Annotated in this window: 24 protein-coding genes; 10 read left to right on the forward strand and 14 right to left on the reverse strand. The window is 70.2% G+C overall.

The annotated features are described in order from the left end of the window. The first annotated feature begins 59 nt into the window (after positions 1 to 59). The 3 genes from F9C12_RS13790 to F9C12_RS13800 are packed head-to-tail and all read left to right on the forward strand — an operon-like array spanning position 60 to position 2,268. On the forward strand, positions 60 to 653 hold the full coding sequence (locus F9C12_RS13790; protein WP_409466127.1) for an NADPH-dependent FMN reductase: 594 nt from the start codon (positions 60 to 62) through the stop codon (positions 651 to 653). Next, a complete protein-coding gene (locus F9C12_RS13795; protein ID WP_409466128.1) occupies positions 650 to 2,008 on the forward strand; it encodes a DHA2 family efflux MFS transporter permease subunit in 1,359 nt (452 codons plus the stop codon). The genes F9C12_RS13790 and F9C12_RS13795 overlap by 4 nt, the downstream gene beginning before the upstream one ends. 50 nt (positions 2,009 to 2,058) lie before the next feature. Continuing rightward, on the forward strand, positions 2,059 to 2,268 hold the full coding sequence (locus F9C12_RS13800) for a DUF1737 domain-containing protein (protein ID WP_409466129.1): 210 nt from the start codon (positions 2,059 to 2,061) through the stop codon (positions 2,266 to 2,268). Here the strand turns inward: F9C12_RS13800 and F9C12_RS13805 are convergent. Next, positions 2,234 to 4,000 carry an MFS transporter gene (locus F9C12_RS13805; protein WP_409466130.1) on the reverse strand — a complete coding sequence of 589 codons (1,767 nt, stop codon included), beginning with the start codon at positions 3,998 to 4,000 and terminating at the stop codon, positions 2,234 to 2,236. The genes F9C12_RS13800 and F9C12_RS13805 overlap by 35 nt on opposite strands. A 144-nt stretch (positions 4,001 to 4,144) precedes the next feature. After that, positions 4,145 to 5,518: an FAD-binding oxidoreductase gene (locus F9C12_RS13810; protein WP_409466131.1), complete on the reverse strand. Its 1,374-nt coding sequence runs from the start codon at positions 5,516 to 5,518 to the stop codon at positions 4,145 to 4,147. A 102-nt stretch (positions 5,519 to 5,620) separates the two neighbouring features. Here F9C12_RS13810 and F9C12_RS13815 point away from each other — a divergent pair, with 102 nt between their 5' ends. Both F9C12_RS13815 and F9C12_RS13820 read left to right on the forward strand, forming a co-directional pair. Further along, positions 5,621 to 5,863 carry a hypothetical protein gene (locus tag F9C12_RS13815; protein WP_409182373.1) on the forward strand — a complete coding sequence of 81 codons (243 nt, stop codon included), beginning with the start codon at positions 5,621 to 5,623 and terminating at the stop codon, positions 5,861 to 5,863. Between the two features lie 41 nt (positions 5,864 to 5,904). Beyond that, a complete protein-coding gene (locus F9C12_RS13820) occupies positions 5,905 to 6,399 on the forward strand; it encodes a MarR family transcriptional regulator (protein ID WP_409466132.1) in 495 nt (164 codons plus the stop codon). A 57-nt stretch (positions 6,400 to 6,456) separates the two neighbouring features. Here F9C12_RS13820 and F9C12_RS13825 read toward each other — a convergent pair whose 3' ends face one another. The 9 genes from F9C12_RS13825 to F9C12_RS13865 all read right to left on the reverse strand — a co-directional run bounded on the left by F9C12_RS13825 (position 6,457) and on the right by F9C12_RS13865 (position 13,936). Next, a complete protein-coding gene (locus tag F9C12_RS13825) occupies positions 6,457 to 7,041 on the reverse strand; it encodes a class F sortase (protein ID WP_409182375.1) in 585 nt (194 codons plus the stop codon). Beyond that, positions 7,038 to 7,868 (reverse strand): choice-of-anchor P family protein, encoded by an 831-nt coding sequence (locus F9C12_RS13830; protein WP_409182376.1) that lies wholly within the window; start codon positions 7,866 to 7,868, stop codon positions 7,038 to 7,040. Before F9C12_RS13830 ends, F9C12_RS13825 begins: the two co-directional genes overlap by 4 nt. A 526-nt stretch (positions 7,869 to 8,394) precedes the next feature. Continuing rightward, entirely contained in the window at positions 8,395 to 9,393 is a 999-nt protein-coding gene (locus tag F9C12_RS13835; protein WP_409466133.1) for an NBR1-Ig-like domain-containing protein, read from the reverse strand. A gap of 92 nt (positions 9,394 to 9,485) precedes the next feature. Beyond that, a complete protein-coding gene (locus F9C12_RS13840) occupies positions 9,486 to 9,863 on the reverse strand; it encodes a hypothetical protein (RefSeq protein ID WP_409466134.1) in 378 nt (125 codons plus the stop codon). A gap of 150 nt (positions 9,864 to 10,013) precedes the next feature. Next, positions 10,014 to 10,244 (reverse strand): hypothetical protein, encoded by a 231-nt coding sequence (locus F9C12_RS13845; RefSeq protein WP_116200055.1) that lies wholly within the window; start codon positions 10,242 to 10,244, stop codon positions 10,014 to 10,016. A gap of 28 nt (positions 10,245 to 10,272) precedes the next feature. Beyond that, positions 10,273 to 10,731, reverse strand: coding sequence for a GreA/GreB family elongation factor (locus F9C12_RS13850; RefSeq protein ID WP_409182379.1), 459 nt, complete (start codon positions 10,729 to 10,731; stop codon positions 10,273 to 10,275). A gap of 87 nt (positions 10,732 to 10,818) precedes the next feature. Next, positions 10,819 to 11,010: a hypothetical protein gene (locus F9C12_RS13855; protein ID WP_409466135.1), complete on the reverse strand. Its 192-nt coding sequence runs from the start codon at positions 11,008 to 11,010 to the stop codon at positions 10,819 to 10,821. Between the two features lie 6 nt (positions 11,011 to 11,016). Further along, positions 11,017 to 12,279, reverse strand: a complete 1,263-nt coding sequence (locus tag F9C12_RS13860; RefSeq protein WP_409182381.1) for an NAD(P)/FAD-dependent oxidoreductase — start codon at positions 12,277 to 12,279, stop codon at positions 11,017 to 11,019. A gap of 118 nt (positions 12,280 to 12,397) precedes the next feature. Continuing rightward, positions 12,398 to 13,936, reverse strand: coding sequence for a PucR family transcriptional regulator (locus tag F9C12_RS13865; protein ID WP_409466136.1), 1,539 nt, complete (start codon positions 13,934 to 13,936; stop codon positions 12,398 to 12,400). 49 nt (positions 13,937 to 13,985) lie between these two features. Here F9C12_RS13865 and F9C12_RS13870 point away from each other — a divergent pair, with 49 nt between their 5' ends. The 3 genes from F9C12_RS13870 to F9C12_RS13880 are packed head-to-tail and all read left to right on the forward strand — an operon-like array spanning position 13,986 to position 17,292. Continuing rightward, positions 13,986 to 14,393, forward strand: a complete 408-nt coding sequence (locus F9C12_RS13870) for an MmcQ/YjbR family DNA-binding protein (protein WP_409182383.1) — start codon at positions 13,986 to 13,988, stop codon at positions 14,391 to 14,393. Positions 14,394 to 14,446: 53 nt separating this feature from the next. Then, on the forward strand, positions 14,447 to 15,061 hold the full coding sequence (locus F9C12_RS13875; RefSeq protein ID WP_409466137.1) for a glyoxalase: 615 nt from the start codon (positions 14,447 to 14,449) through the stop codon (positions 15,059 to 15,061). Between the two features lie 53 nt (positions 15,062 to 15,114). After that, positions 15,115 to 17,292 (forward strand): molybdopterin-dependent oxidoreductase, encoded by a 2,178-nt coding sequence (locus tag F9C12_RS13880; protein WP_409466138.1) that lies wholly within the window; start codon positions 15,115 to 15,117, stop codon positions 17,290 to 17,292. Here F9C12_RS13880 and F9C12_RS13885 read toward each other — a convergent pair. Continuing rightward, entirely contained in the window at positions 17,231 to 17,833 is a 603-nt protein-coding gene (locus tag F9C12_RS13885; RefSeq protein ID WP_409466139.1) for a TetR/AcrR family transcriptional regulator, read from the reverse strand. The two genes, F9C12_RS13880 and F9C12_RS13885, sit on opposite strands and share 62 nt — an antisense overlap. A 72-nt stretch (positions 17,834 to 17,905) precedes the next feature. Between F9C12_RS13885 and F9C12_RS13890 the strand changes: the two genes are divergently transcribed. Both F9C12_RS13890 and F9C12_RS13895 read left to right on the forward strand, forming a co-directional pair. Then, complete coding sequence (locus F9C12_RS13890) at positions 17,906 to 18,787, forward strand: alpha/beta fold hydrolase (RefSeq protein WP_409466140.1); 882 nt, start codon at positions 17,906 to 17,908, stop codon at positions 18,785 to 18,787. A gap of 55 nt (positions 18,788 to 18,842) precedes the next feature. Then, a complete protein-coding gene (locus tag F9C12_RS13895; RefSeq protein ID WP_409466141.1) occupies positions 18,843 to 19,448 on the forward strand; it encodes a TIGR03086 family metal-binding protein in 606 nt (201 codons plus the stop codon). 8 nt (positions 19,449 to 19,456) lie between these two features. On the opposite strand, the gene F9C12_RS13900 is transcribed toward F9C12_RS13895, so the two are convergent. Both F9C12_RS13900 and F9C12_RS13905 read right to left on the reverse strand, forming a co-directional pair. Next, positions 19,457 to 20,713 (reverse strand): aspartate aminotransferase family protein, encoded by a 1,257-nt coding sequence (locus F9C12_RS13900; protein WP_409466142.1) that lies wholly within the window; start codon positions 20,711 to 20,713, stop codon positions 19,457 to 19,459. Between the two features lie 35 nt (positions 20,714 to 20,748). Next, the gene (locus F9C12_RS13905) at positions 20,749 to 21,864 is read right to left on the reverse strand and encodes a Zn-dependent alcohol dehydrogenase (RefSeq protein WP_409466143.1); all 1,116 of its coding nucleotides are present in this window, start codon (positions 21,862 to 21,864) and stop codon (positions 20,749 to 20,751) included. Positions 21,865 to 21,868: the final 4 nt, after the last annotated feature.

A 21,868-nucleotide genomic window follows, 5' to 3' on the forward strand; every position in this document is an offset into this window, starting at 1 on the left:
AGTATGCCGAAGTACAACGACCGTTGCAAAAACTACAACGTCCGTTGTACCTTCGGGACATGACTTCACCGCTTCGCATCGCCGTCATCTCCGGAAGCACCCGTCCCGGCCGCCGGGCCACGCAGGTCGCCGAATGGACCCGCGACCGCGCCGCCGCCTTCCTCGGCGACCGGGCCGAGGTGCGGGTGCTCGACCTCGCCGAGATCGACCTGCCGTTCCTGGACGAGCCGATGCCCGCCGCGATCGGCGGCTACCGCAACGACCACACGCGGCACTGGGCACAGCTCGTCGACAGCTTCGACGGCTTCGTTTTCGTGACCCCCGAGTACAACCACTCCATGCCCGCGGCGCTCAAGAACGCCATCGACTTCCTGTTTTCCGAATGGGCCGACAAGGCCGCCGGTTTCGTCAGCTACGGAACCAACGGCGGCACGCGCGCGGTGGAACACCTGCGGCTCACCCTCGCCGAGGTGAAAGTCGCCTGCGTGCGCTCGCAAGTCGCGCTGGGTTTGTTCACCGACTTCGTCATTCCGGATATGGCCGAGCCCGGCACCTTCGCCCCCGCCGACCACCACGAAGGCATCCTGACGCGGATGCTGGGGGAACTTGTCGACTGGTCGACCGCGCTGCGCACCCTGCGGGTCTCGCGGTGACCCCCGCCACCGCCGCCCCGATCGACCGCGCGACCTGGCGGATCTGCTGGATCATCGTGTTCGGCGCGTTCGCGAGCGGGCTCGACGCGTCCGTCGTGACGATCGGCCTCGACTCGATCAGCAGCGACCTTGGCGCGGATCTCTCGGTGACGCAATGGGTCGCGAGCGGTTACCTGCTCGCGCTCGCCCTCTCGCTTCCGTTGACCGGCTGGCTGGCCCGACGCTTCGGCGCCGGCCGCGTGTGGCTGGTCGCGCTGGCCGGGTTCACCGTGGCGTCGGGATTGTGCGCGGTCGCGCCGGACGTCGTGCTGCTCATCGTTTTCCGCTTCCTGCAAGGTTTGGCGGGCGGCATCCTGATCCCGGCCGGGCAAACCGTTCTGGGACAACAGGTCGGCGCGGAACGGCTGGGCCGGGTGATGGCGACGCTCGGGATCGCGGTGAGCGTCGCCCCCGCGCTCGGCCCGCTCGCCGGAGGCCTGATCCTGCACGGTCTTTCGTGGCCGTGGCTGTTCCTGATCAACCTGCCGATCGGAGCGGTCGGCTTGTTCCTCGGCCTCCGGTACGTGCCGCGCGGCTCCCGAGAGGTCACCGGCAGGATCGATTGGGCCGGGCTGGCGTTGATCGCCGCCGGGTTGCCGCTGGTCCTGTACACCGTCACGACGTGGGGCGACACCGGACGGCTCGAATGGCCGATTCTGTTGCCGGGTCTCGTTTTGCTGGCTTGGTTCGTGGCGCGGTGCCGTCGGCATCCGCATCCGTTGCTGGACTTTTCCCTGTACCGCAACCGCCTTTACCGCGCGGCGAGCCTGGCCGCGGCCTTCAACGGCGCGCTGATCTTCGGCAGCGGGATCGTCGTGACGCTGTATTTCCAGCTGGGTCGGCACCTGGATTTCGTTGACACTGGCTTGAGTTTGCTCGGCTTCGCCGGTGCCACGGCGGCGATCGCGCCGATGACCGGGCGAGCGGTGGACCGGTACGGTGCCGCACCGGTTGCTTTGGTGGGCGCGGTGCTGGCGGTGGCGAGCACGGTGCCGTTCGTGTTCCTGCCGGTCGATGCGCCGGGGGTTTTGGTGCAGGTTTTGCTGGCCGGGTTCGGGGCTTCGGTGGCTTTGGTGAGCATGCCGATGGGGATCGCGGCGTACAAGACCGTTGAACCGGCTCGGCTTCCGGACGCTGCCGCGCAGGTGACGATCCTGCTGCGGGTGGGCGGATCTCTCGGGGGCGCGGTGTTCGCGGTGCTGATCGCGGGGCGGTTGCCGGATGTGGACACGGCATTCCGCCTGGGGTTCTTGGCGATCAGCGTAGGCGCGGTGGGGGCGCTCGGGACGGCGTGGCTGGTGCGGAGGGCCTCGTGAGTGGCAATCCCGGTTAGAACCGCGATTAGCACTCACGACACCATGGCCCCATGAGCACACCCCCAGACGGTCTCCCCGTCTACCGCGTCCTCACCGGTCCCGATGATTCCGCCTTCTGCCGCCGGGTCAGCGAAGCCCTCGCGCTCGGCTATCGCCTGCACGAGGGCCCCGCGCTGACCTTCAACGGCGAGAACGTGATCGTCGCCCAAGCCGTACTGTGGCCCGCTACCGATCGCTCTGCGGAGCAACCAGCTCGCTAGGCCCGCTACCGGATTCCCCGGCCACCGCGGCCAGTTCCTCCCCTACCGACTCCGACGCCTTCTTCCGGTCCTTCGTCAGCAGCGACGCCACCGCACCGATCAGGCACACCGCGATCGCGAAGCCGAACGCCACCGCGAGGCCGTCCTGGAACGGGCCCGAGATCAGGTTCGGGAAGAAGCTGCGGCCGGTCAGGAAGCTCGCCTGATCCGCGGGCAGGTGCGCGAGCTGGCCGCCCAGCAGCTGCTGGATCGGGTTGTATCCGAGGAACGCCGCGAACAGCACCGCGACCGCCGGCAGGTGCGCGACCTGGTTCGCGGCCGCCTCGGGGACGCCGTGCTGGGTCAGGCCCTGCGACATCGCGACCGGCAGGTGATCCGACAGACCGGCGATGATCAGGCTGAAGAAGAAACCGATCGACAGCACCATCGCCGCGTTCTGGAAGGTCGTCATCATGCCCGCGCCGGAACCTCGCGCGTCGGCGGGCAGGCTGTTCATCACCTCGGCGCGGTTGGGCGAGGAGAACATGCCCATGCCGATGCCGTTGAGCAGCAGGATCCCGGCGAACGCCCAGTAGTCGAAGTTCACCGGCAGCAGCGTCAGCAACAGGAACGTGAGCGCGGTGAGCACCAGGCCGCCGGAGGCGAGCGCGCGGCTGCCGATCCGGTCGGACAGGATGCCGGACGTCGGCGCGGCCACCAGGAAGCCGATGGTCAGCGGCAGCATGTAGATCCCGGCCCACAGCGGCGTCTGCTCGAACGTGAAACCGTGCTGCGGCAACCAGATTCCCTGCAGCCAGATGATCAGCACGAACTGCAGCCCGCCGCGGCCGAGCGACGCCGTCAGGTTCGCCAGGTTGCCCCAGCTGAACGAGCGGATCCGGAACAGCGACAGCCGGAACAGCGGGTTCGGCACCTTCGTCTCGATCACCACGAACGCGATCAGCACCGCGGCGCCGCCGATCAGGCAGGACAGCACCATCGGGCTGCCCCAGCCGGTCTGCGACGTGCCGTACGGCTGGATTCCGTAGGTGATCCCTACCAGCACCGCGATGAGGCCGACCGCGAAGGTGATGTTGCCCCACCAGTCCATTTTCGCGTGCTGGCGGACGCCGGTGTCGTGCAGTTTGACGTACGCCCACACCGTGCCGATCACGCCGAACGGCACCGACACCAGGAAAATCAGGTTCCAGTTCACCGGCGCGAGCACGCCGCCGACGACCAGGCCGAGGAACGAGCCCGCGATGGCCGCGACGCCGTTCATGCCGAGTGCGAGACCGCGCTGGTTGGCCGGGAAGGCGTCAGTGAGGATGGCCGACGAGTTCGCCATCAGGAACGCGCCGCCGACGCCCTGCACGATCCGCCAGCCGATCAGCCACAGCGCGGCCGCGTCGCCGTCGAACCAGGTGATCGCCAGCATGATCGAGGAAACGGTGAACACGGCGAAGCCGAGGTTGTACATCCTGGCCCGGCCGTACATGTCGCCGAGCCTGCCGAACGCCACCACCAGCACCGCGGTGACCACGAGGAAGCCCATGATCATCCACAGCAGGTAGCTCGTGTTCGACGGCTCCAGCGGGTTGATGCCGATGCCCTTGAAGATGTCGGGCAGCGCGATCAGCACGATGGAGGAGTTGATCGTCGCGATCAGCATCCCGAGCGTCGTGTTGGACAGCGCGATCCACTTGTACCGCGGACCGAGTTCCGCGATCGAATACGTCCTGCGCTCCGCCACTGTCGAAAACCCCTCTCCCAGCCGCTTCCCTTAGCTAGGCTAAGCAAGTTGGTTGCGGCAGGCAATCAATGCCGGAAAACGATGGGGAGACAAGGGTCACAAACGCGTGGCTATCCTTTGTGGACTATTTACTCCGCCCCCGAATCACCTTGGGACGGGACCTGCCACGACCTTTCCCGGATTGAGGATCCCGTGCGGGTCGAGGGCGTTCTTGACCGCGTGGTGCAGGCCGAGAACCGCTGGTCCCAGCTCTTTTTCGAGGCCGGGCCGCTTCAGCAGGCCGACGCCGTGCTCGCCGGTGACCGTCCCGCCGAGTTCGAGCGCGTCGGCGACGATGTCGTCGAACGCGGCCTGCGCGCGGCGCTGCGCGGCGTCGTCCCCGGCCGGCGTGATCAGCAGCGGATGCAGATTTCCGTCGCCGATATGCGCGATATTGGCGATTTGCGTATTGTGCCGTTCCGCCGCCGCGTCGATCCGGGCGAGCATTTCCGGCACCAGATGCGTCGGAACGCAGACGTCCTCGGTGAGCACCGGGCCGAGCCGTTCGAGCGCCGGGTAGGCCAGCCGCCGGGCGGCGAACAACGCGTCCGCCTCGGCCTCGTCGGTCGACTGCGCGGCCCAGGTCGCGCCCGCCTTTTCGAAGCACTCCACCATCACCGCGGCCTCGTGCCCGCCCGGCACGTCGCTGCGGCCGAGCAGCACCACGTTCGCGTCGGCGGACAAGCCCATGTTCTTCCACGCGTCCACCGCGGCCAGGCAATGCCGGTCCACCAGCTCGAGCGCCGACGGGACGATCCCGGCCGCGCGGATCGCCGCGGCCGCCTCCCCCGCCGCGACCGTCGAGTCGAAGTACCCGGCGACGGTCGCCTCCGGAGCGCGCTTCGCCCGCAGCCGCACGGTGATTTCGGTGATGACGCCGAGCGTCCCCTCCGACCCGACCATCAGCCCGGCGAGGTCGTACCCGGCCACGCCCTTCGCGGTGCGGCGGCCGAGCCGGACGAGTTCGCCGGTGCCGGTGACGACCTGCAGCCCGAGCACGTAGTCGCGGGTCACGCCGTACTTCACGCAGCACACGCCGCCCGCGTTGGTCGCGACGTTGCCGCCGATGGTCGACCACGGCGAGCTGGCCGGGTCCGGCGGATACCACAACCCGTGTTCGGCACAGGCCGCGCGGAGATCGTCGTTGACCACGCCCGGTTCGACCACGGCGAGCCGTTCCACCGGGTCGATTTCCTTGATCGCGGTCATCCGGTCGGTCGCCAGCACGACGCAGCCGGACAGCGCGTTCGCCCCGCCGGAGAGCCCGGTCCCCGCGCCGCGCGGCACCACCGGCGTGCCGTGTTTGAGGCATTGCCGCACGGTCGCCTGCACTTCGTCCGCGGTGCGCGGCCGGACCAGGACCGCCGGTTCGCCGTACGGGGCCCATTCCGCTTCGTCGTGCGCGTAGCCGCGCAGCACGTCGGGGTCCCGCACGATCCGGTCGTCCGGCAAGACGGTGTGCAGGTCGTCGATCAGCATGGGGCTCCCGCCTTCTTCCGGTCTGCTTTCCCCGTCAGGTTAGGTCGAAATCCGGGCGGCTCGTCCGACGTATCGGTGAGAGCGACCTTCGAGGAGGCAGCCATGACCACCACCGTCACCCGCCGCGGGATCGCGATGCTGCGTGCCGTCGCCGCCGGGCGCGGACGGCTGACCTGCAGCTGCGAACCGGATTTGTTCGTGGACGGCCTGCCGTGCAGCGACCAGTTCACCGCGCACGCGCTGGCCCGCGCCGGTCTGCTGCGCGCCGCGGAACCGGGGCCGCTCGGCCAGCCGGTGCCCGCGGTGCTGACCCCGGCCGGGGAAGCGCTGCTCGCCGCCGCCTGACCCGGCTACGCTGACCGGCGAGAAACGGGAGGGCGGAGCAGATGGCGTCCGGAGCATCCGGGACGGAGACGGCGCGGCGCAGGCGGCGCACCACGGTGGCCCTCAAGGAGTCCCTGCGGGAACTGCGCAATCAGCTGTCGCTGCTGAACCACCAGGTCGGCGGACGGCTGAAGCTCAAGGACGTCGACCTCGACTGCCTCGAACTGATCTCGTCGGCCGGACCGCTGAGCCCGAGCGCGCTCGCCCGCCGGGCGGGCCTGCACCCGGCGACCGTGACCGGCATCCTCGACCGGCTGCAGCGCGGCGGATGGGTGGTGCGCGAACGGGATCCCGACGCGGCCGACCGGCGCGCGGTCACCGTGCGCGCGGTGCCGGGACGCACGCAGGAGCTGTTCCGCGCGTACAGCGGGATGAGTTCGGCGATGGACGACCTGTGCGCCGGGTACACCGAGGACGAACTCCTGCTGATCGCCGGATTCCTGCGCCGCACCGCCGAAGCGGGCCGGGCCGCGACCGACGAGCTTTCCGGGGAATGAAGAAGGGCCTCGCCGCTTCGCCCGAGCGCGAAACGACGAGGCCCCGGTATCAGTCGCTCAGCTGTCGAGCGTGCCGTACACGATGATGTTGTCGAGATAGCTCTTCTTCTCGGGGTCGAACGCGCCGCCGCAGGTGATCAGCCGGATCTGCGAATCGGGCGTGTTGCCGTACACGGCTTCGGTGGGGAACGTCTTCTTCGCGATCTGGTCCACCTTGGTCACCGTGAACGAGGCCTTCGACCCGTCCTTGCGGCCGATGACGACCTTGTCGCCCTTCTTCATCTCGTGCAGCCGCCAGAAGATGCCCTTCTGGTGGTTGCCGTCGATGTGGCCGAGGACGACCGCCGGTCCGACCTGGCCCGGCTTCGGGCCGAAGTGGTACCAGCCCGCCTGCAGCGGCTGGTCCACCGGCGGCACCTGGACGGTCTTGTCGTCGTTGAGGCCGAGCGGCACCAGCGACGAATGCGCGTCGATGCTGGGAACGTCGAGCGAGACCGGGTCCGCGACCTCCTGGGCGGCCGCCGCGGCACTCGCCGGGGCCGCGGCGGGCGGAGCCTGATCCGCCGAACCGCAGCCCAGCAGGGCGAAGTTCGCGACGAAAGCCAGCAGGAGCGCGAAAAGCCCGAACCGGGAACGCGTCACCGGGCGGTCACCGCGGCCAGCGTGCCGTCGCCGGTCTCCGGCGCGCCGACCGGCACGACCTTGACCTGGCCCGGGCCCTCGGCGGGCGGGGTGCCCGGCTTGCTCGGCTGGGTGGTCGGCGGCGTGGTGGTGGGCGGGGTGCTCGGGTTGCCCGCGACCTTGGCGCAGGTGGCCGAGGCGAGGACGATGTCGCCCTTGCCGAGCGCGCCGGTGACGTCGCCGCCGAGGAGCTTGATGTGCAGCGCGTTGACGGTGAGGCTGCCGTCGGAGTGCTTGATCTGCTCGTTGACGATCACCTGCAGCACGCCGTCGACGCCGAGCTTCTGGTTCGGCTTGGTCGACACCGGGAGCTTGCCGATCTTGCCGAGGTCGAGGCCGGCCAGCTCGGACGAGGCGGTGATGCCGTCCGGAGTGGACTTGCACTCGGAGCTGATCACGCGGGCGGTGGGGGTGGAGCCGGCGAGCGGGGCGAGCACCGGGAGCGCGGCGTCGACGATCGAGGCCTTGGAGTCGACCGGCCCGGTGCTGCCGTCCTGCTTCGCCGAGCTGCTGATCACCTTGGCCGTGACCAGGCCCTTCAGTGGCACGTTCACCACCTGCGCGGACTCCGGGCCCGCGGTCGAGGAGGGCGCGATCTTGCCGGTGTCGACGGTGATCCCCTTGTCTCCGAGCACGCCGGGCAGCAGCGAGACCGAGGCGGAAGCGCCGTAGGCCGAGCCGGCGGGCGCCTCGGCGGCGAACGCCGACGGGGCGGCGGCGGTGGCGAGCAGAGCCAGCGCGGGAACGGCGACCGCTACGGTCCGTCCGCGCAGCAGGGCAGAACGCATGAATTGTCCTTCCGAACATCAAGAATGAAGCCGGCGCACGGATCCCCGAATCCACGCGTGACCGAGCACAACTGCCGGTCCCGGGCAGAGCGCGACATTATCAAGGCGCCCGGGAAACGCAAAGCAAGATCCGTCGCGCAGCGCGCCCGCCAGACGGTTCCAGTGACCACAATTATCGCAATTTCACCACTAAAGAGTGATGTAACGCGGCGGCTTCGCGACGGTTTTCTCACGCTGAGCTACCAGAACCGAGGCCCCGATGGCGGATTGCGCCTCGGTCCACCCGGAGGAGTGATCCTTCGGAGGGTCCGCGCCGGACACCCGCCGTAATGTGACCGCTACCGCCCCATTCCGGGTCCGCCAATTCGCGCCGGGAACGGGGCGGGCGCGGACGGAAATTGTCCACAGTGGAATGCGCGGGAGCGAAACGAGCGAACGGGGAAAAGGGTACGGTTTTCTTTCCCGGGGCGGTGACCAGCGACGACCCGCGATTGTGGACTCCGGGCGCGTTGTCCTGGCCGCTCGATCACTCCACCGCGACGGTGACCTGATAGAAAATCCCGGTCCGGTCCGGAAACACCAGCGCGCCCCGTTCGTCGGTCATCTTCCACAGGACGTGGCAGATTCCGGTGCCGGTCGGCGTCACCGGGACGCTCACCTCGACCAGCTGGCCCGGTTCGGCGTCCGGGACCGGGACGCGCGGCGGCGACGGGCACAGCACAGTGGTGCCTCCGGCGACCTGCAGATAGCGGCCGCGCCACGGCACCGAGCCGGTGTTCTTCAGCCGCCAGGTCTTCGTGAAAGTCTGGCCGTAGCGGGCTTTCGCGCCGTCCGGGAAGGTGACGTCGCCGGGCAGGCCGTCGCCGCCGAAGCCGGACGCGTCGCCGGGCAGCGGGTAGTCCGGGGCGGCGGTCCCGCGCTCGCGAGAGGACGGAGCGGCCAGGACCACCACCGCGGCCACGAGCCCGAGCACGACCAGCACGGCCGCGGCGACGACGATCGACCCCCAGCGACGGGGCTGGGCCGCGACCGGTTCGGCGGCGAAGGCCGGAGCTGGCGGCGGCGCACCGGCATCGGACGGGGACTCCGGAGCGGGCGGCGGCGCACCAGCATCAGCCGCGGAATCCGGGGCTGCAAAAGGTGCGCCCACCGAAGACGTCCGGGCCTCCGCACCGGACGGATCCCCGAACGACCGCCCCTCGACCGCTTCTTCCCAGCGCGCCAGCCATTCGCGCCGCACCGTCTCCTCGTCGCGGTCGAGGGCGGTCACTGCGAGGCTGCGGACGAACTCCCAGGTCGTCGGCCAGGACGGGACGCCGCGGCCGCGCGTGGCCGCCGAAAGCGCGGACTTCGACGCGGCCGCGCCGAGTTCGGTGCGCATGCGGTCGTAGGACGGGTCGCCTGCTTCCCGCTTCAGGTCCAGCAGCGCGCGGGCGAACCGGGCGACCGGACCCGCGCCGGCGTCGGGCACGATGTGCTTGCGGCCTCGGCGGGCCCGGGGCTGCCCGGCCGCGGGCTCGCTCATGACACCTCCCGTGATCGACATCGACCCTTGGAGGTTGCCAGGCGGCCCGGGACGGCGCAGCCCGGGCCCGCCCGCGGTTCAGCGGCCGGTGCTCAGAGCTTGCAGCCCTTCTGGATCCGCGCGACCGTGTGGTCCGCGCCGATGTGGAACTTCTTCTTGCCGCTGGTGCCGCCGTTGGTGGTCATGCACTGCACGCTCAACGCGCCGTCCATGTCCTTCAGCACGATGCCCGCGGACACCTTGTGCGAGCAGTGGTTGTTGAAGTAGACGGTGACGTTCGTCAACCCGTCGCCCCACGAGTAGTTGGCCTTCTTCCCGGACGGCTTCGAGCACTTGATGCTCGCGGTGTGCTTGCTCTGCGCGCTCGCCGGAGCCGCGGCCGCGGTCTCCGCCGACGCGGCGGGCGCGGCGATTCCGGCGAGTGCGATCCCCAGCGCGGAGGCGGCCGTCAGCGTCTTGCCGATCTTCACGGATGTCCCCTCGGACGAATTCGGAAATGGAGTACAGCCGGGAAATCCCGGTGCACTCATCCCAGCGCGCCGCCCGTTTTGTCCTCAACCGCTGGCTGTCCACGGTCAATGGCCGGAGTTGTCCACGCAGGTCAGCGAATTGTCCAGGGATCAGTCAGCCGGACCGCGCAGCGTCAGGACGACGCGTAAGACGTGTTCGACCGCCGACTCGAACATCGCGCCGCGCAGTTCGCCGCGCGTCTCGAGGTTGCGCGCGGCGAGGTCGAGCATCCGGTCCGGCCCGACGCGGCGGACGAGCAGCGCCGCGACCTCCTCGAGGTCGAGGCTCGGGTTGTCGAGCCGGGCGAGGGCGAACTCGATGATGAGCTCTTCGTCGGTCACCCCTGTCAGGGTAATCGCCAAACCGGGTTCAGCCGTCGTTCCGATAGCGCCCGTAGGGATAAGCCTCGACCAGGGTGACGCGCACGAGCGCGCCGCTGGGCACCTCGTACTCCCGCTGCTCCCCCGGCTTCGCGCCGTGCAGCGCCCGCCCGAGCGGCGAGTCCGGCGAGCAGACCTCGAGACCGGCGGCGGCCTCGGCGCGCGCGGCCAGCAGGAACGTCTCGACCCCGCCGTCGTCGTAGCGGACGGTCAGGACCATCCCGGGCTCGGCGATCCCGTCGTCGGGCGGGTCTTCGCCGACGACCGCGTTCCGCAGCAGGTCCTGGAGCTGCCGGATCCGCGCTTGCCGGTGCTGCCTGCGGTCGAGCCGGTCGTGCTCGGCCGCTCCCTCGTCGAGGCCGGGTTCGCGCTGCAGGGCGGCGAGTTCCGCGGCGAGGCGGGCGTGCGCGTCGGCGGTCAGCCAGGGACGCGAAGAGGTGGTCGACATGAGAGGCGCCTTTCGGAGGACGTCCGTGGGGGCCGGGCAAGCAGGAGGCGTCCAGCCCCCACGGACTTTCGAGGAGTCCCGCGGCGGTCAGCGGGGCTCGGGCTCGGTGCGGCGGTCGAGCACGCCGGCGTCGGCGGCGAACCAGCCCGCCGCTTTCACCAGGATGTCCCTTTCGGTGCGCAGCAAGGCGTTCTCCGCGCGGAGGAAGAGCAGCTCGGCGTGCTCGTCCCCGGTCAGCGGCGGACCGGCGGGGTCGGCGGGCAATCCCGGCTCAGCCACCGCGGGTCACCGCAGCGGATCGAACGGCCGCAGCGCTTCGGGCTGCCTGCCGGTGACGATCTGCTCGGCGAGCAGCTTCCCGGTGATCGCGCCGTGGGACAGGCCCCACATGCCGTGCCCGCCCGCGACGTACATCCCCGGCGCGCCGGTCCGGCCGATCACCGGCCGCCCGTCGGCGCTGACCGGGCGCGAGCCGACCCAGACGTCGGTGCGCCGGTCCCAGCGCAGGCCCTTGAGCAGCGGCCGGGCCGAGGCGACGATCGCGTCGACGCGTGCCGGGTACAGCGGGTCGTCCGGCTTGCGGAACTCCATCGTCCCGGCCACCCGCAGCCCGCCCTGGTACGGCGTGCACGCGACCCGGATGTCCGGCAGGTACATCGGGCTCGGCACCGGCTCGTCGGTCGGCACGGTGAAGGAGTAGCCGCGGCCGGCGCGCACCGGAACGCGCACGCCCCACTTGTGCGCCAGCTGCCCGAGCCACGCGCCGGTGGCGAGCACGACGGCGTTGGCATTGACGGTCTGGCCGTTCGCCGACAGCACGGTGTAGGCGTACTCGTGCCGGCGGATCGCGGCGACCTCGAACCGGTGCCGGATCGTGCCGCCGCGGCCGACCACCGCGCGGGCGAGCGATTCGACGAACCGGCCGGGGTCGACGTACCGCTGGCCGTCGATCCGGATACCGGCCCCGATCCGGTCGGTGACCTGCGGGAAGTGCTCGCGCAGCTCCGGTCCGGCGAGCTGGGTCCAGGACACCTTCTGCCCGGCGTCGCCGAGCCGGTCCAGTTCCTTGACCAGCGTTTGCGCCTTCGCCGAGGTTTCGAACAGAGCGGTGATCGGCGCGTCGATGGTCGGCGCGTCCACGCCGTTCGCGGTCAGGATGTCGAACGCTTCGAGGCATTGCTCGTTGAACGGCAGGTTCGCGCGCACCGCCCGGTTCCAGGAGCGGTGGGTGCAGTTCGCCGCGAAGCGGGCGAGGAACTGCCACAGCCTCGGGTCCGGAGTGGCCGGGACGTGCAGCGGAGCCTGCCGGTCGAGCAGGGTGCGCAGGCCGTAGCGGAGGACGGCGGGTTCGTTGAGCGGGATCGACAGCCCTGGCGAGAGCCAGCCGGCGTTGCCCCACGACGAGCCCGCCGCGATGCCCTCGCGGTCGACGACGGTCACCCGCACGCCGCGTTCCTGCAGGAACCAGGCGGTCGACAGGCCGACGATGCCCGCGCCGACCACGATCGCCGAACGCGGCTCGCCGCCTTTCCGGTCGAGATCGCCCATGTGTTCCTCCGCCGATGCCGTGCCGCTGGTTGTGCTGATGCGGCCAGGATGACCCGGATCCGGCGGATGGTCTTTGTCGAGTTCGGCCAATCGGCGCAGGGCGGTTTGTCCGGATCGGTCAATCCTGCGGATCGGCGACGGCCAGTTCGATGATCATCGCCAGCCGTTTCGCGGGCAGATCGAGCCGCAGCGGCGTCACGTCGGCCATCTTGCGCAGCCGGTAGCGGATGGTGTTGGGGTGCACGCCGAGCCGTTCGGCGGCTTCGGTGAGGTCGCCCTGGGTCTCCAGCCACGCGCGCAGGGTCGCGACGTAACTGGTCGAGTTGACCGCGTCGTGCCGGGCCAGGTCGGCGATCGGACCGCGTGCCGGGGCCCGGCCCGCTGCCGCCGCGGCGCGCAGGCGGAGGATCAGGATGTCGTCCCAGGACTCGTCGTACGCGACGGTCGCGCCGGGTTCCGGGCGGACGTCGTGCAGCGCGAGGCATTCGTCGGATTCCCGCCTGCTGGCGGGCAATTCCGCGGTGGACGCGGGTGCGCCGATCCCCGCCGCGACGGTGACCTGCGCGGGCAACGCGTCCCGGATCCCGTCGATCCACGCGCGAGCGGTCTCGACGTCCTCGCCGGGCAGGACGGTGTAGACGGTGTTGCTGAACAACGTGCTCCGGCCCGGCCGCGACCAGCCGAACCCGGTGGTCGCGCGCTCGAACGCGAGCAGCAGCGCGGCATGCCGTTCGTCGGCGATGTGCGCCTGGAGCGCGACCACGCGGAACCGGCCGGGCGGCAAGCCGAGCCTGCTCAGCACGGCGGCCGCGTCCGGAGTGCCTTCCAGCAGCCGGATCACCAGGTCCGATTCGACCTGCCGTTCGAGGTCAGCGCTCGCCCGCGACCGCAGCAAATGCAGCCCGACCGTGCGGGAGCTGTCGTGCAGGACGGTGCGCCGGACGTCGGACAGCGGCTCCTCGCACTCCACCCAGATCGACCCGAGCGTCTCGCGCCCGGCCCGGACCGCGACGACCATGCGCCCGGTGAGCCCGTGCTCGGGATCGGGCTCGACGAACAACGGCTCGTCCGACCCGGCGAGATGCGCGAACACTCCGCGGCGCTCGAACAGCTCGCGCACCTGGTCCGGCACTCGCCGCCCGAGGATCGTCTCCAGCCGCACGCGGTCCGCGCCCTGCTGACGGCTGGAGTACGCGAGCACTCGCGACAGCTGGTCCTCGATGGTGACCGCGCTGCCGAGTGCGTCGGCGAGGCTGTCGGCCAGCGCGAACAGATCGGTCGGACCGCGGCCGGATTCCGTCTCGCGGCCTTCGAGCACCAGGCCGTAGACCACGCCCGCGAGCTGTCCCCACGACACTTCCGGGTCCACCAGCAGCACCGCGACCCGGCCGTCCTCCGCCTTGGCCACCGCCTCCGGCCCCGGCGGCGTCGCTCCGCGCACCAACACGACCGACGCCCGCGCTTCGGCAGCCCGTTCGACGGCTTCGAGCACCGAATCGACGCCGACCGCGAGGTAGACGTCGCCGCGCAACCCGCGCGGGTCGGCGGGATCGTCCATCACCACGTCCCGCAGCGCCACCTCGCGCGCGACGGGACAGCAGCACAACCGCGCGCCGTACCCACCGAGGACGTTGACGAGCCGATCCAGCGTGACCATGCCCTGTTCATACCTGACGCGCTGCGGTTCGAGCCGTATCGTGCAGGTCATGCGGGCGCGGGTCGAGGACGTGCACGAGCTGGCGCTGGGGATGCCCCACGTCACGGTGGTGCGCGGCTCCCGAGGAAACCCCGTCTACCAGGTCGGCGGCAAGTCGTTCGTGTTCTTCCGGACGCCGCGGCCGGACGCGTTCGATCCGGAGACCGGGGAAAAATACCCGGACGTGATCGTGTTCTGGGTACCGTCCGAATCGGACAAGCAGGCGCTGGTCCAGGACCCGGACAGCCCGTTTTTCACCACCCCGCATTTCGACGGCCACCCGTCGGTGCTGATCCGCGCCGCCCATCTCGGCTCCTTGACCCGGCAGGAGCTGGCCGAGGTCGTCGAGGACGCTTGGCTGTCCCGGGCGTCCCCGCGCCGGCGCGAGGCGTGGCTGGCTGGACGCCCGGCTCGATAAGCGATCAGGAATCAAGAAGCGTCGGGGCTGGTGCCGGACTTAGCGTTCACGGCATGACTTCCTTCGACTTCGTCACCCTCGACGTTCCCGATGTCGCCGCCGCCGAGCGCTTCTACACCGCCGCGTTCGACCTCGGCGACCGGCTCCGCTTCCGGCAGGCCGCCGCGCCGAGCACCGGGTTCCGCGGATTCACCTTGTCGCTCACCGTTTCCCAGCCCGCCAACGCCGTCGCTTACCTCGACGCCGCCCTCGCCGCGGGGGCCGCTTCGCTGAAGCCGGCCGCCAAGTCGCTGTGGGGTTTCGGCGGCGTGGTGCAGGCTCCGGACGGCGCGATCTGGAAGGTCGCGACCTCCACGAAGAAGGACTCCGGCCCGGGAGTCCGGGAGTACGACCAGATGGTGCTGCTGCTGGGCGCTTCGGATGTCGCCGCGACCAAGCAGTTCTACGTCTCGCACGGGCTCGCGGTCGGCAAGAGCTACGGGCGCAAGTATGTGGAATTCGAGACGAGCCCGATCAAGCTGGCGCTTTACGGCCGGAAGGCACTGGCCAAGGACGCCGGGGTCCCCGAAGAGGGTTCGGGCGCGCATCTGCTGACCATCGGCGGGGACGCCGGGCGGATCACGGACCCGGACGGATTCGTGTGGGAGACTTCGGTTCTGGCCTCGTGAGTGGCTATGCCGGTTAGAACCGGCACGCGCACTCACGAGCAAGGAGGTGCGCGATGGCGACCGAAGTGCCGACGTTCTGCCCGCTGTGCGTGTCGAGGTGCGGGGCCACCGCGACGGTCGAGGACGGGCGGCTGCTCGCGCTCCGCCCGCTGCCCGGCCATCCGACCGGCGCCGCGATCTGCGTCAAAGGCAAGGCCGCGCCGGAGATCGTCGCGCATCCGGACCGGCTGCTGCATCCCCTCCGCCGCACCGCCCCGAAAGGCGCGGCCGACCCGGGGTGGGAACGCATCGGCTGGGACGAGGCGCTGGCGACCGTGGCGTCCCGGCTGACCGCGATCGCCGAGGAATCCGGTCCGGAAGCGGTGGTGTTCGGCAGCTCCTCGCCCTCGACGTCGGCGATGTCGGACACCGTCGAATGGCTGACCCGGTTGCGGCGCGCCTTCGGGAGTCCCAACTTCGTCAGCTACCTGGAACTCTGCGGCTGGGGCCGGCGCTTGGCCACGCTCTACACCTGGGGCGAGCCGGTGCCCGGCGCGTACCTGCCGGATCTCGACCACGCGCAGTGCGTCCTCTACTGGGGCTACAACCCGTCGGTCTCGCGGCTCGCGCACGCCACCGCGACCACCGCCGCGCTGCGCCGCGGGGCCAAGCTCGTCGTGGTCGATCCGCGGCGCGCCGGGCTGGCCAGCAAAGCCCACCAATGGCTGCGCGTGCGTCCCGGAACGGACGCGGCGCTGGCGTTGTCGCTCACGCACGTGATGATCGACAACGGTTGGTACGACAAGGAATTCGTCGAACGGTGGACCAACGCGGGGCAGCCGGTCGGTACCTCGAGCCGGGTATGGGACCTCATTGCCGAGGAATGCGCGAAGTATCCGCCCGAGGTCGCCCAAGAAATCACCGGCGTGCCCGCGGAGCAGATCGTCGCCACGGCCCGGCTGCTGTGGGAACAACGTCCGGTCGCGTTCTACACCTGGAGCGGACTGGAGCAGCACAGCAACTCGACCCAGACCGTACGCGCCATCGGCCAGCTCTACGCGCTCACCGGATGCATCGACGCGCCCGGCGGGAACGTGCTGTTCACCCCCGTGCCGACCAACCCGATCGACGGCCGGGAACTGCTGTCGCCCGAGCAGCGAGCCAAGGCCATCGGGGTGCAGGACCGTCCGCTCGGCCCGGCGAGGTTCGAGTTCGTCACCGGCGAGGATTTCTACCGCGCGGCTCTGGAGGGCGTGCCTTACTGGGCCCGCGCGCTGGTCAACTTCGGCGGCAACCTGGTCATGGCACACGGCGACAGCGCGCGGGGCCGAGACGCTCTCCGCGCGCTGGATTTCTTTGTCCACACCGATTTGTTCCTCAACCCGACCGCGGAACAGGCAGACCTCGTGCTGCCCGCGACCAGCGCGTGGGAAGCCGAAGCGCTGCGGATCGGGTTCGAGACGAGCCAGGCCGCGCAGTCGACTGTCCAATTGCGACAGCCGCTGGTGGCGGCGCGCGGCGAGGCAAGGCCGGATCTGCGGATCGTCTTCGATCTCGCCGTCGCGCTCGGTCTCGGCGACCAGTTCTTCCACGGAGACATCGAGGCGGCCTGGCGGTATCAGCTCGAACCCAGCGGTCTCACGCTCGACCGGCTGCGCGCCGCCCCGGAGGGAATCCGGCTGCCGCTGGAAACAGTCCACCGCAAGTACGAGCAACGCGGCTTCCGCACCCCGTCCGGCCTCGTCGAGTTGTACTCAGAAGCGTTCCTGGAACACGGCTATCCGCCGCTGCCGACCTTCACCGAGCCGTCGATCAGCCCGGTTTCCCGCCCGGATCTGGCGACGCGGTACCCGTTGATCCTCACCTGCGCGAAGTCGTTGTTCTTCTGCGAAACCCAGCATCGGGAAATCACCAGCCTGCGCAAATCCGCGCCCGAGCCGACCGTCGAAGTCCATCCCGAAACCGCTGCCGCCCGCGGGATCGGCGCCGGGGATTGGGTGCGGCTGGAGACGCCGTTGGGAAGCGTCCGCGCGAAGGCGAAGTTCAACGGCAACCTGCGCCCGAACGTCGTCTGCGGCCAGCACGGCTGGTGGCAACCCGCGGGGGAACTCGGCCAGCCCGGCTATCCGCCGTTCGGCGAAGGCAGCGCGAACCTCAACCTCGTGCTGAGCCAAGGCCCGAGCGATCCGATCAGCGGCAGCTCTCCGTTGCGGGCTTCGCTCTGTGAGATCGCGAAAGCGCATCCAGACTGATCTCGACTATCGCGCGGAGCTGCTTCGGACTCGTCCCAGCCCGGCTCATCACGGCCAGCGACTGGTTGACCGCCGCGAGGTGCACCGCGAAATCGTCGGCGTGCGGCAGTTTCGCGGCCCGCAACGCGGTCCGCAGCCGAGCGTGCTGCAGGCCCAGCGCTTCGGCAGCACGCGCCGCGATCTCCGGGCTCAGCACCGGGATGGCCATCGCGGTCTGGGCGACGAGACATCCGTCCGGCACGTCTGGATCGGCGATGCGGCCGAGGGTGACTTCGAAGAACTCCCGCACCGCCCGCACCGGATCCTCGGCCGCGTTCGACAGGGCCTGGTCGTACTTGTCCCCGTAACGCGCGGCGTAGCGGTCCAGGCAGCGCAGGTACAGCGCGTCTTTGTCGCCGAGCGAGGAGTAGATCGAACTGCGGTTCAGCCCGGTCGCCTTGGACAGGTCGTCCAGCGAGGTGTCCGCGTACCCCGCCCGCCAGAACTGGACCATCGCCGCGTCGAGCACGACGTCCATCTCGAACTGCTTCTTCCCGGCCATCCCGCACCTCCGTCGTGGTGTCCATGCTAACCATCTTGAACTGATCGGTTCAAGATGGGTTACGCTCGAGCCATGAACCCGATCCCCGAACTGCCGCTGCCCGACCTGCCCGGATTCGCCCACCGCTGGGTCGACGGGATCCATGCCGTGGAAGGCGGCCGGACGGACGGTCCCGCGCTCGTCCTGCTCGCCGGATTCCCGCAGACCTGGTGGGCCTGGCACAAAGCGATGCCCGGCCTCGCCGAACGCTTCCGCGTGGTCGCGATCGACCTGCCCGGACAGGGCCACTCCGAGCGCCCGCACGACAGCTACGACACGCACACCGTCGCGTCGCGCGTCCAGGCCGCGGTGACCGCGCTCGGCGTGCCGAAGTACTGGCTCGCCGCCCACGACATCGGCGCGTGGGTCGCCTTCTCGCTGGCGCTGAAACACGAAGACCGCCTGCACGGAGTCGCCCTGCTGGACGCGGGCATCCCCGGAATCACCCTCCCCGAGTCCATCCCCACGGACCCCGAGCGAGCCTGGAAGACCTGGCACTTCGCGTTCCACCTCGTGGCCGGCCTTCCCGAAACCCTGCTCACCGGCCGCGAACGCGAGTACGTCGACTGGTTCCTGAACGCCAAATCCCTGACCCCGTTCGACAGCACCGAAACCGGCCACTACGCCGCCGCGCTCGCCGCCGAAGGCGGTCTCCGGGCGTCCCTCGCCTACTACCGGGAGGCCGCGGAATCAGCACGCCAGAACCGGGCCGCGCTAGAACGACAGCATTTGACCGTCCCCGTCCTGGGAATCTCCAGCTCCCACGGCTCGATCCCCGACATGGCCGCGTCCCTCAGCCCGTGGGCGGACAACACGACCGGCGTCGTCCTCCCGAACGCCGGACACTTCATCCCGGACGAGCAACCGGACGCGGTCGTGGCCGCCTTGACCGAATTCGTCGCAGCCGCCGGGTAACGCCACGTCGGATTTGCGCCAGCGAGAGCGTCCTGGCGGTTCCAGACTGGCGAGCATGAGCGATGTCCTCGGCCGGTTCCTCGCCGCCAGCACCGAATTCGACCAGCGGCTGTCGTCCGTCCGCCCGGAACAGTGGGCGGCTCCGACGCCCTGCGCGGAATGGAACGTGCGCCAGCTCGTGAACCATCTGGTGCGCGGCAACCTCAACTACGTCGACCTCCTGGCCGGCGGCACCCGCGAGGAGTTCCTGCGCATGCGCGACGTGGACGCCCTGGGCGACGACCCGCTCACCGCGTATCCCGCGTCGGTGCGGCTGGTCGCCGTCGCCTTCGGCCGTCCCGGTGCGCTGGACGAGGTGCTCGACTACCCGCTCGGCAAGGTCACCGGCCGCCAGGCGCTGGCCGTGCGGGCCGCGGATTCGACCATCCACGCCTGGGATCTCGCGCGGGCTTTGGGCGGCAACGACCGTCTCGACCCGGCCCTGGTCACGTGGATCAGCGAGGATCTCGAAACGATCTATGCCGGGCTGGCGGAGTCTCCGGTCGCCGCCGAGACGACGCACCGGTTCTTCGCCGCTGCGGGGACGCCGAGCGAGTCAGCGTCCGGGCAGGACCGGTTGCTGCGGTTGCTGGGTCGCGACCCCGGCTGGCAGCCGAGCTGACCAGCGGCTCACGCCCGCCGCAACACCTTCTCCAGCGCCTCCGCCGTCGCTTCGAGGTCGGCCGCGATGTGGGCCGTGCTCAGGAAAACCTTGCCGGACGGCATGAACAGGAACTTCTCCCGCAGCATCCCTTCCAGGAGCACCGTCCAGAGCCCTCCCGTCCCGTGGAGCCCGGTCGCCCCGCCCTCGGGGACATACTGGAGAAGCGAGCCGACCCGGTTGAAGCCGCCGCTGCCCGGAACCGAAGCGAGCGCGCCGCCGACGAGGGCTTCGAAGGCGGCCGACGTCCGCTCAAGCGCCTCGTAGACTTCCGGATCGGCCAAGACGCGCATCGTCGCCTCGACGGCGGCCAGCGCGACCGGGTTGGCGTTGAAGGTCCCGGCGTGGGTGACGCCCGCCGTCACCTGGTCGATCAGGTCCGCCCGGCCGACGACGGCGCTCTGGGTGAATCCTCCGGCCATCGCCTTCCCGTACACGGAAAGGTCGGGAAGCACGCCGTACTTCTCCGCCGCGCCGCCGCGCGCGATCCGGAACCCGGCGATCACCTCGTCGAAGATCAGGACGACGCCGCGGCGGTCGCAGAGAGTTCGCAGGGCGGACAGGAACTCCGGGGCCGGCGCCTCGACCCCGGCGTTGCTCATCACCGGATCGACGAGCACCGCGGCGAGGTCTCGTTCGGCGGCCTCGTTCAGGAGACGTTCGGCCAGAGCCACGTCGTTGAAGCGCCCCACCACCAGGTCGTCCAGCACGCTGGGCGACTGTCCTTCGCCACCCGGCCGCGCCGGCCGGTCACTGTCCTCTTCGGACATTCCGGCGTACACGGTGTCGTGCCAGCCGTGGTAGCTCTTGGCGAACTTGAGGACGCGGCGGCGGCCGGTCGCGGCTCGAGCCAGGCGCAGGGCGACCTGCACCGCTTCGGTTCCGGTGTTGCTCCACACCAGCCGCTCGCCGTGCGGAACGGCTTCGAGGACTGCCTCCGCGGCGAGGTACTCGAGCGCGTGGCCGGTGCCGACCACCTGCATCTTCGCCGCGGTCTCGGACACGGCGGCCAGCACTCGCGGGTCGCCGTGTCCGAGCACGAGCGGGCCCCAGGCCAGCACGTAGTCGACGTACCGGTCGCCGTCCAGGTCCCAGACGTGCGCGCCCCGGGCCTCCCGCACGAAGAGCGGGTGGGGACGCATCGCGGCCCGCAGGCCGGACCCCACGCCGCCGCCGACGCTGCGGCGGGCTCGTTCGAAGGCGGTGCGCGACGATTCCAGAGCCATGCGAGGGTCCGTGCCTTTCGGGAGAAGTCCGGGCGTCAGTACTTGATCACCGAGCGGATGCCGATGCCGCGCTCGAGGTCGCCGAACGCCTCGTTGACGTCCGCCAGGTCGATCACGCGCGTCACCAGCGAGTCGAGATCGATGCGGTGGTGCAGATAGTGCTCGAGCAGCAGCGGGAAATCGACGTCGGGCCGGCTCGAGCCGTAGTTGGAACCGACGAGCGAAAGCTCCTGATCGGACATCACGAACGGGTCGATCGAGATCCGCACGCCGTCCGGTACCTGCCCGGCCACCACGGCTTTCCCGCCCCGCGCCAGCACTTCGTAGGCCGCCTCGATGGTGCGCGGCAATCCGATCGCCTCGATGGCGACGTCCACCCCGCGTCCGTCGGTGAGCTGCCGGACGCGATCGGCGAGGTTGTCCCGCCCGCTGTTGACGACGTCGGTCGCACCGAAAACCCGGGCCTGCTCCAGCTTCGCGTCGGAGAGGTCCGCGGCGATGATCTTGCGCGCGCCGGACAGCCGGGCGCCCTGAATCGCGTTCAGGCCGACGCCGCCGCAACCCAGCACCAGCACGGTGTCGCTCGGCCGGACCTTCGCCGTGTTGACCGCGGCCCCGACTCCGGTCGTCACGGCGCAGCCGACCAGGGCAGCCTGTTCGAATGGGGCGTCGCGGCGCACCGCGATCGCGGCCGATTCGGGCACGAGCGTGTACTGGCCGAACGTGCCGAGGCCGGCGAAGCTGTAGACGTCCCCTCCGTCCGCCGAGACGACCCGAGTCCGGCCGTCGAACGACAGGTGGTTGGCCGAATGCCGGCTGACCAGGTCGCAGAGGACCGGACGGCCGCTGACGCAGTAGCGGCACCGGCGGCAGGACGGGGTCCAGGACAGGACTACGTGATCGCCCTCGGCCAGGTTCGTGACTCCCTCGCCCACGCTTTCGACGATTCCGGCCCCTTCATGGCCCAGGATCATCGGCGAAGGCGTCTCCCATTCCCCGGCGACCACGTGCAGATCGCTGTGGCACACCCCGCTCGCCTTGAGCCGCACCAGCACCTCGCCGGGCGGCGGCGTGCTGGGGAGCGAAACCCGCTCGATGGTCAGCGGCGCGTCCGGCGCGGTGAAGACGGCGGCGTCGAATTCAACGGTCATCGCA

Source organism: Amycolatopsis sp. GA6-003 (assembly GCF_046267895.1).
Lineage (GTDB): Bacteria > Actinomycetota > Actinomycetes > Mycobacteriales > Pseudonocardiaceae > Amycolatopsis.

Bases quoted from the DNA above. Each gene is read 5' to 3' on its own strand.
- F9C12_RS13830 (WP_409182376.1), bottom strand. From the start codon at position 7,868: ATGCGTTCTGCCCTGCTGCGCGGACGGACCGTAGCGGTCGCCGTTCCC.
- F9C12_RS13815 (WP_409182373.1), top strand. From the start codon at position 5,621: ATGACCACCACCGTCACCCGCCGCGGGATCGCGATGCTGCGTGCCGTC.
- F9C12_RS13810 (WP_409466131.1), bottom strand. From the start codon at position 5,518: ATGCTGATCGACGACCTGCACACCGTCTTGCCGGACGACCGGATCGTG.
- F9C12_RS13875 (WP_409466137.1), top strand. From the start codon at position 14,447: ATGACTTCCTTCGACTTCGTCACCCTCGACGTTCCCGATGTCGCCGCC.
- F9C12_RS13880 (WP_409466138.1), top strand. From the start codon at position 15,115: ATGGCGACCGAAGTGCCGACGTTCTGCCCGCTGTGCGTGTCGAGGTGC.
- F9C12_RS13900 (WP_409466142.1), bottom strand. From the start codon at position 20,713: ATGGCTCTGGAATCGTCGCGCACCGCCTTCGAACGAGCCCGCCGCAGC.
- F9C12_RS13820 (WP_409466132.1), top strand. From the start codon at position 5,905: ATGGCGTCCGGAGCATCCGGGACGGAGACGGCGCGGCGCAGGCGGCGC.
- F9C12_RS13885 (WP_409466139.1), bottom strand. From the start codon at position 17,833: ATGGCCGGGAAGAAGCAGTTCGAGATGGACGTCGTGCTCGACGCGGCG.
- F9C12_RS13800 (WP_409466129.1), top strand. From the start codon at position 2,059: ATGAGCACACCCCCAGACGGTCTCCCCGTCTACCGCGTCCTCACCGGT.
- F9C12_RS13790 (WP_409466127.1), top strand. From the start codon at position 60: ATGACTTCACCGCTTCGCATCGCCGTCATCTCCGGAAGCACCCGTCCC.
- F9C12_RS13890 (WP_409466140.1), top strand. From the start codon at position 17,906: ATGAACCCGATCCCCGAACTGCCGCTGCCCGACCTGCCCGGATTCGCC.
- F9C12_RS13905 (WP_409466143.1), bottom strand. From the start codon at position 21,864: ATGACCGTTGAATTCGACGCCGCCGTCTTCACCGCGCCGGACGCGCCG.
- F9C12_RS13870 (WP_409182383.1), top strand. From the start codon at position 13,986: ATGCGGGCGCGGGTCGAGGACGTGCACGAGCTGGCGCTGGGGATGCCC.
- F9C12_RS13865 (WP_409466136.1), bottom strand. From the start codon at position 13,936: ATGGTCACGCTGGATCGGCTCGTCAACGTCCTCGGTGGGTACGGCGCG.
- F9C12_RS13850 (WP_409182379.1), bottom strand. From the start codon at position 10,731: ATGTCGACCACCTCTTCGCGTCCCTGGCTGACCGCCGACGCGCACGCC.
- F9C12_RS13895 (WP_409466141.1), top strand. From the start codon at position 18,843: ATGAGCGATGTCCTCGGCCGGTTCCTCGCCGCCAGCACCGAATTCGAC.
- F9C12_RS13860 (WP_409182381.1), bottom strand. From the start codon at position 12,279: ATGGGCGATCTCGACCGGAAAGGCGGCGAGCCGCGTTCGGCGATCGTG.
- F9C12_RS13835 (WP_409466133.1), bottom strand. From the start codon at position 9,393: ATGAGCGAGCCCGCGGCCGGGCAGCCCCGGGCCCGCCGAGGCCGCAAG.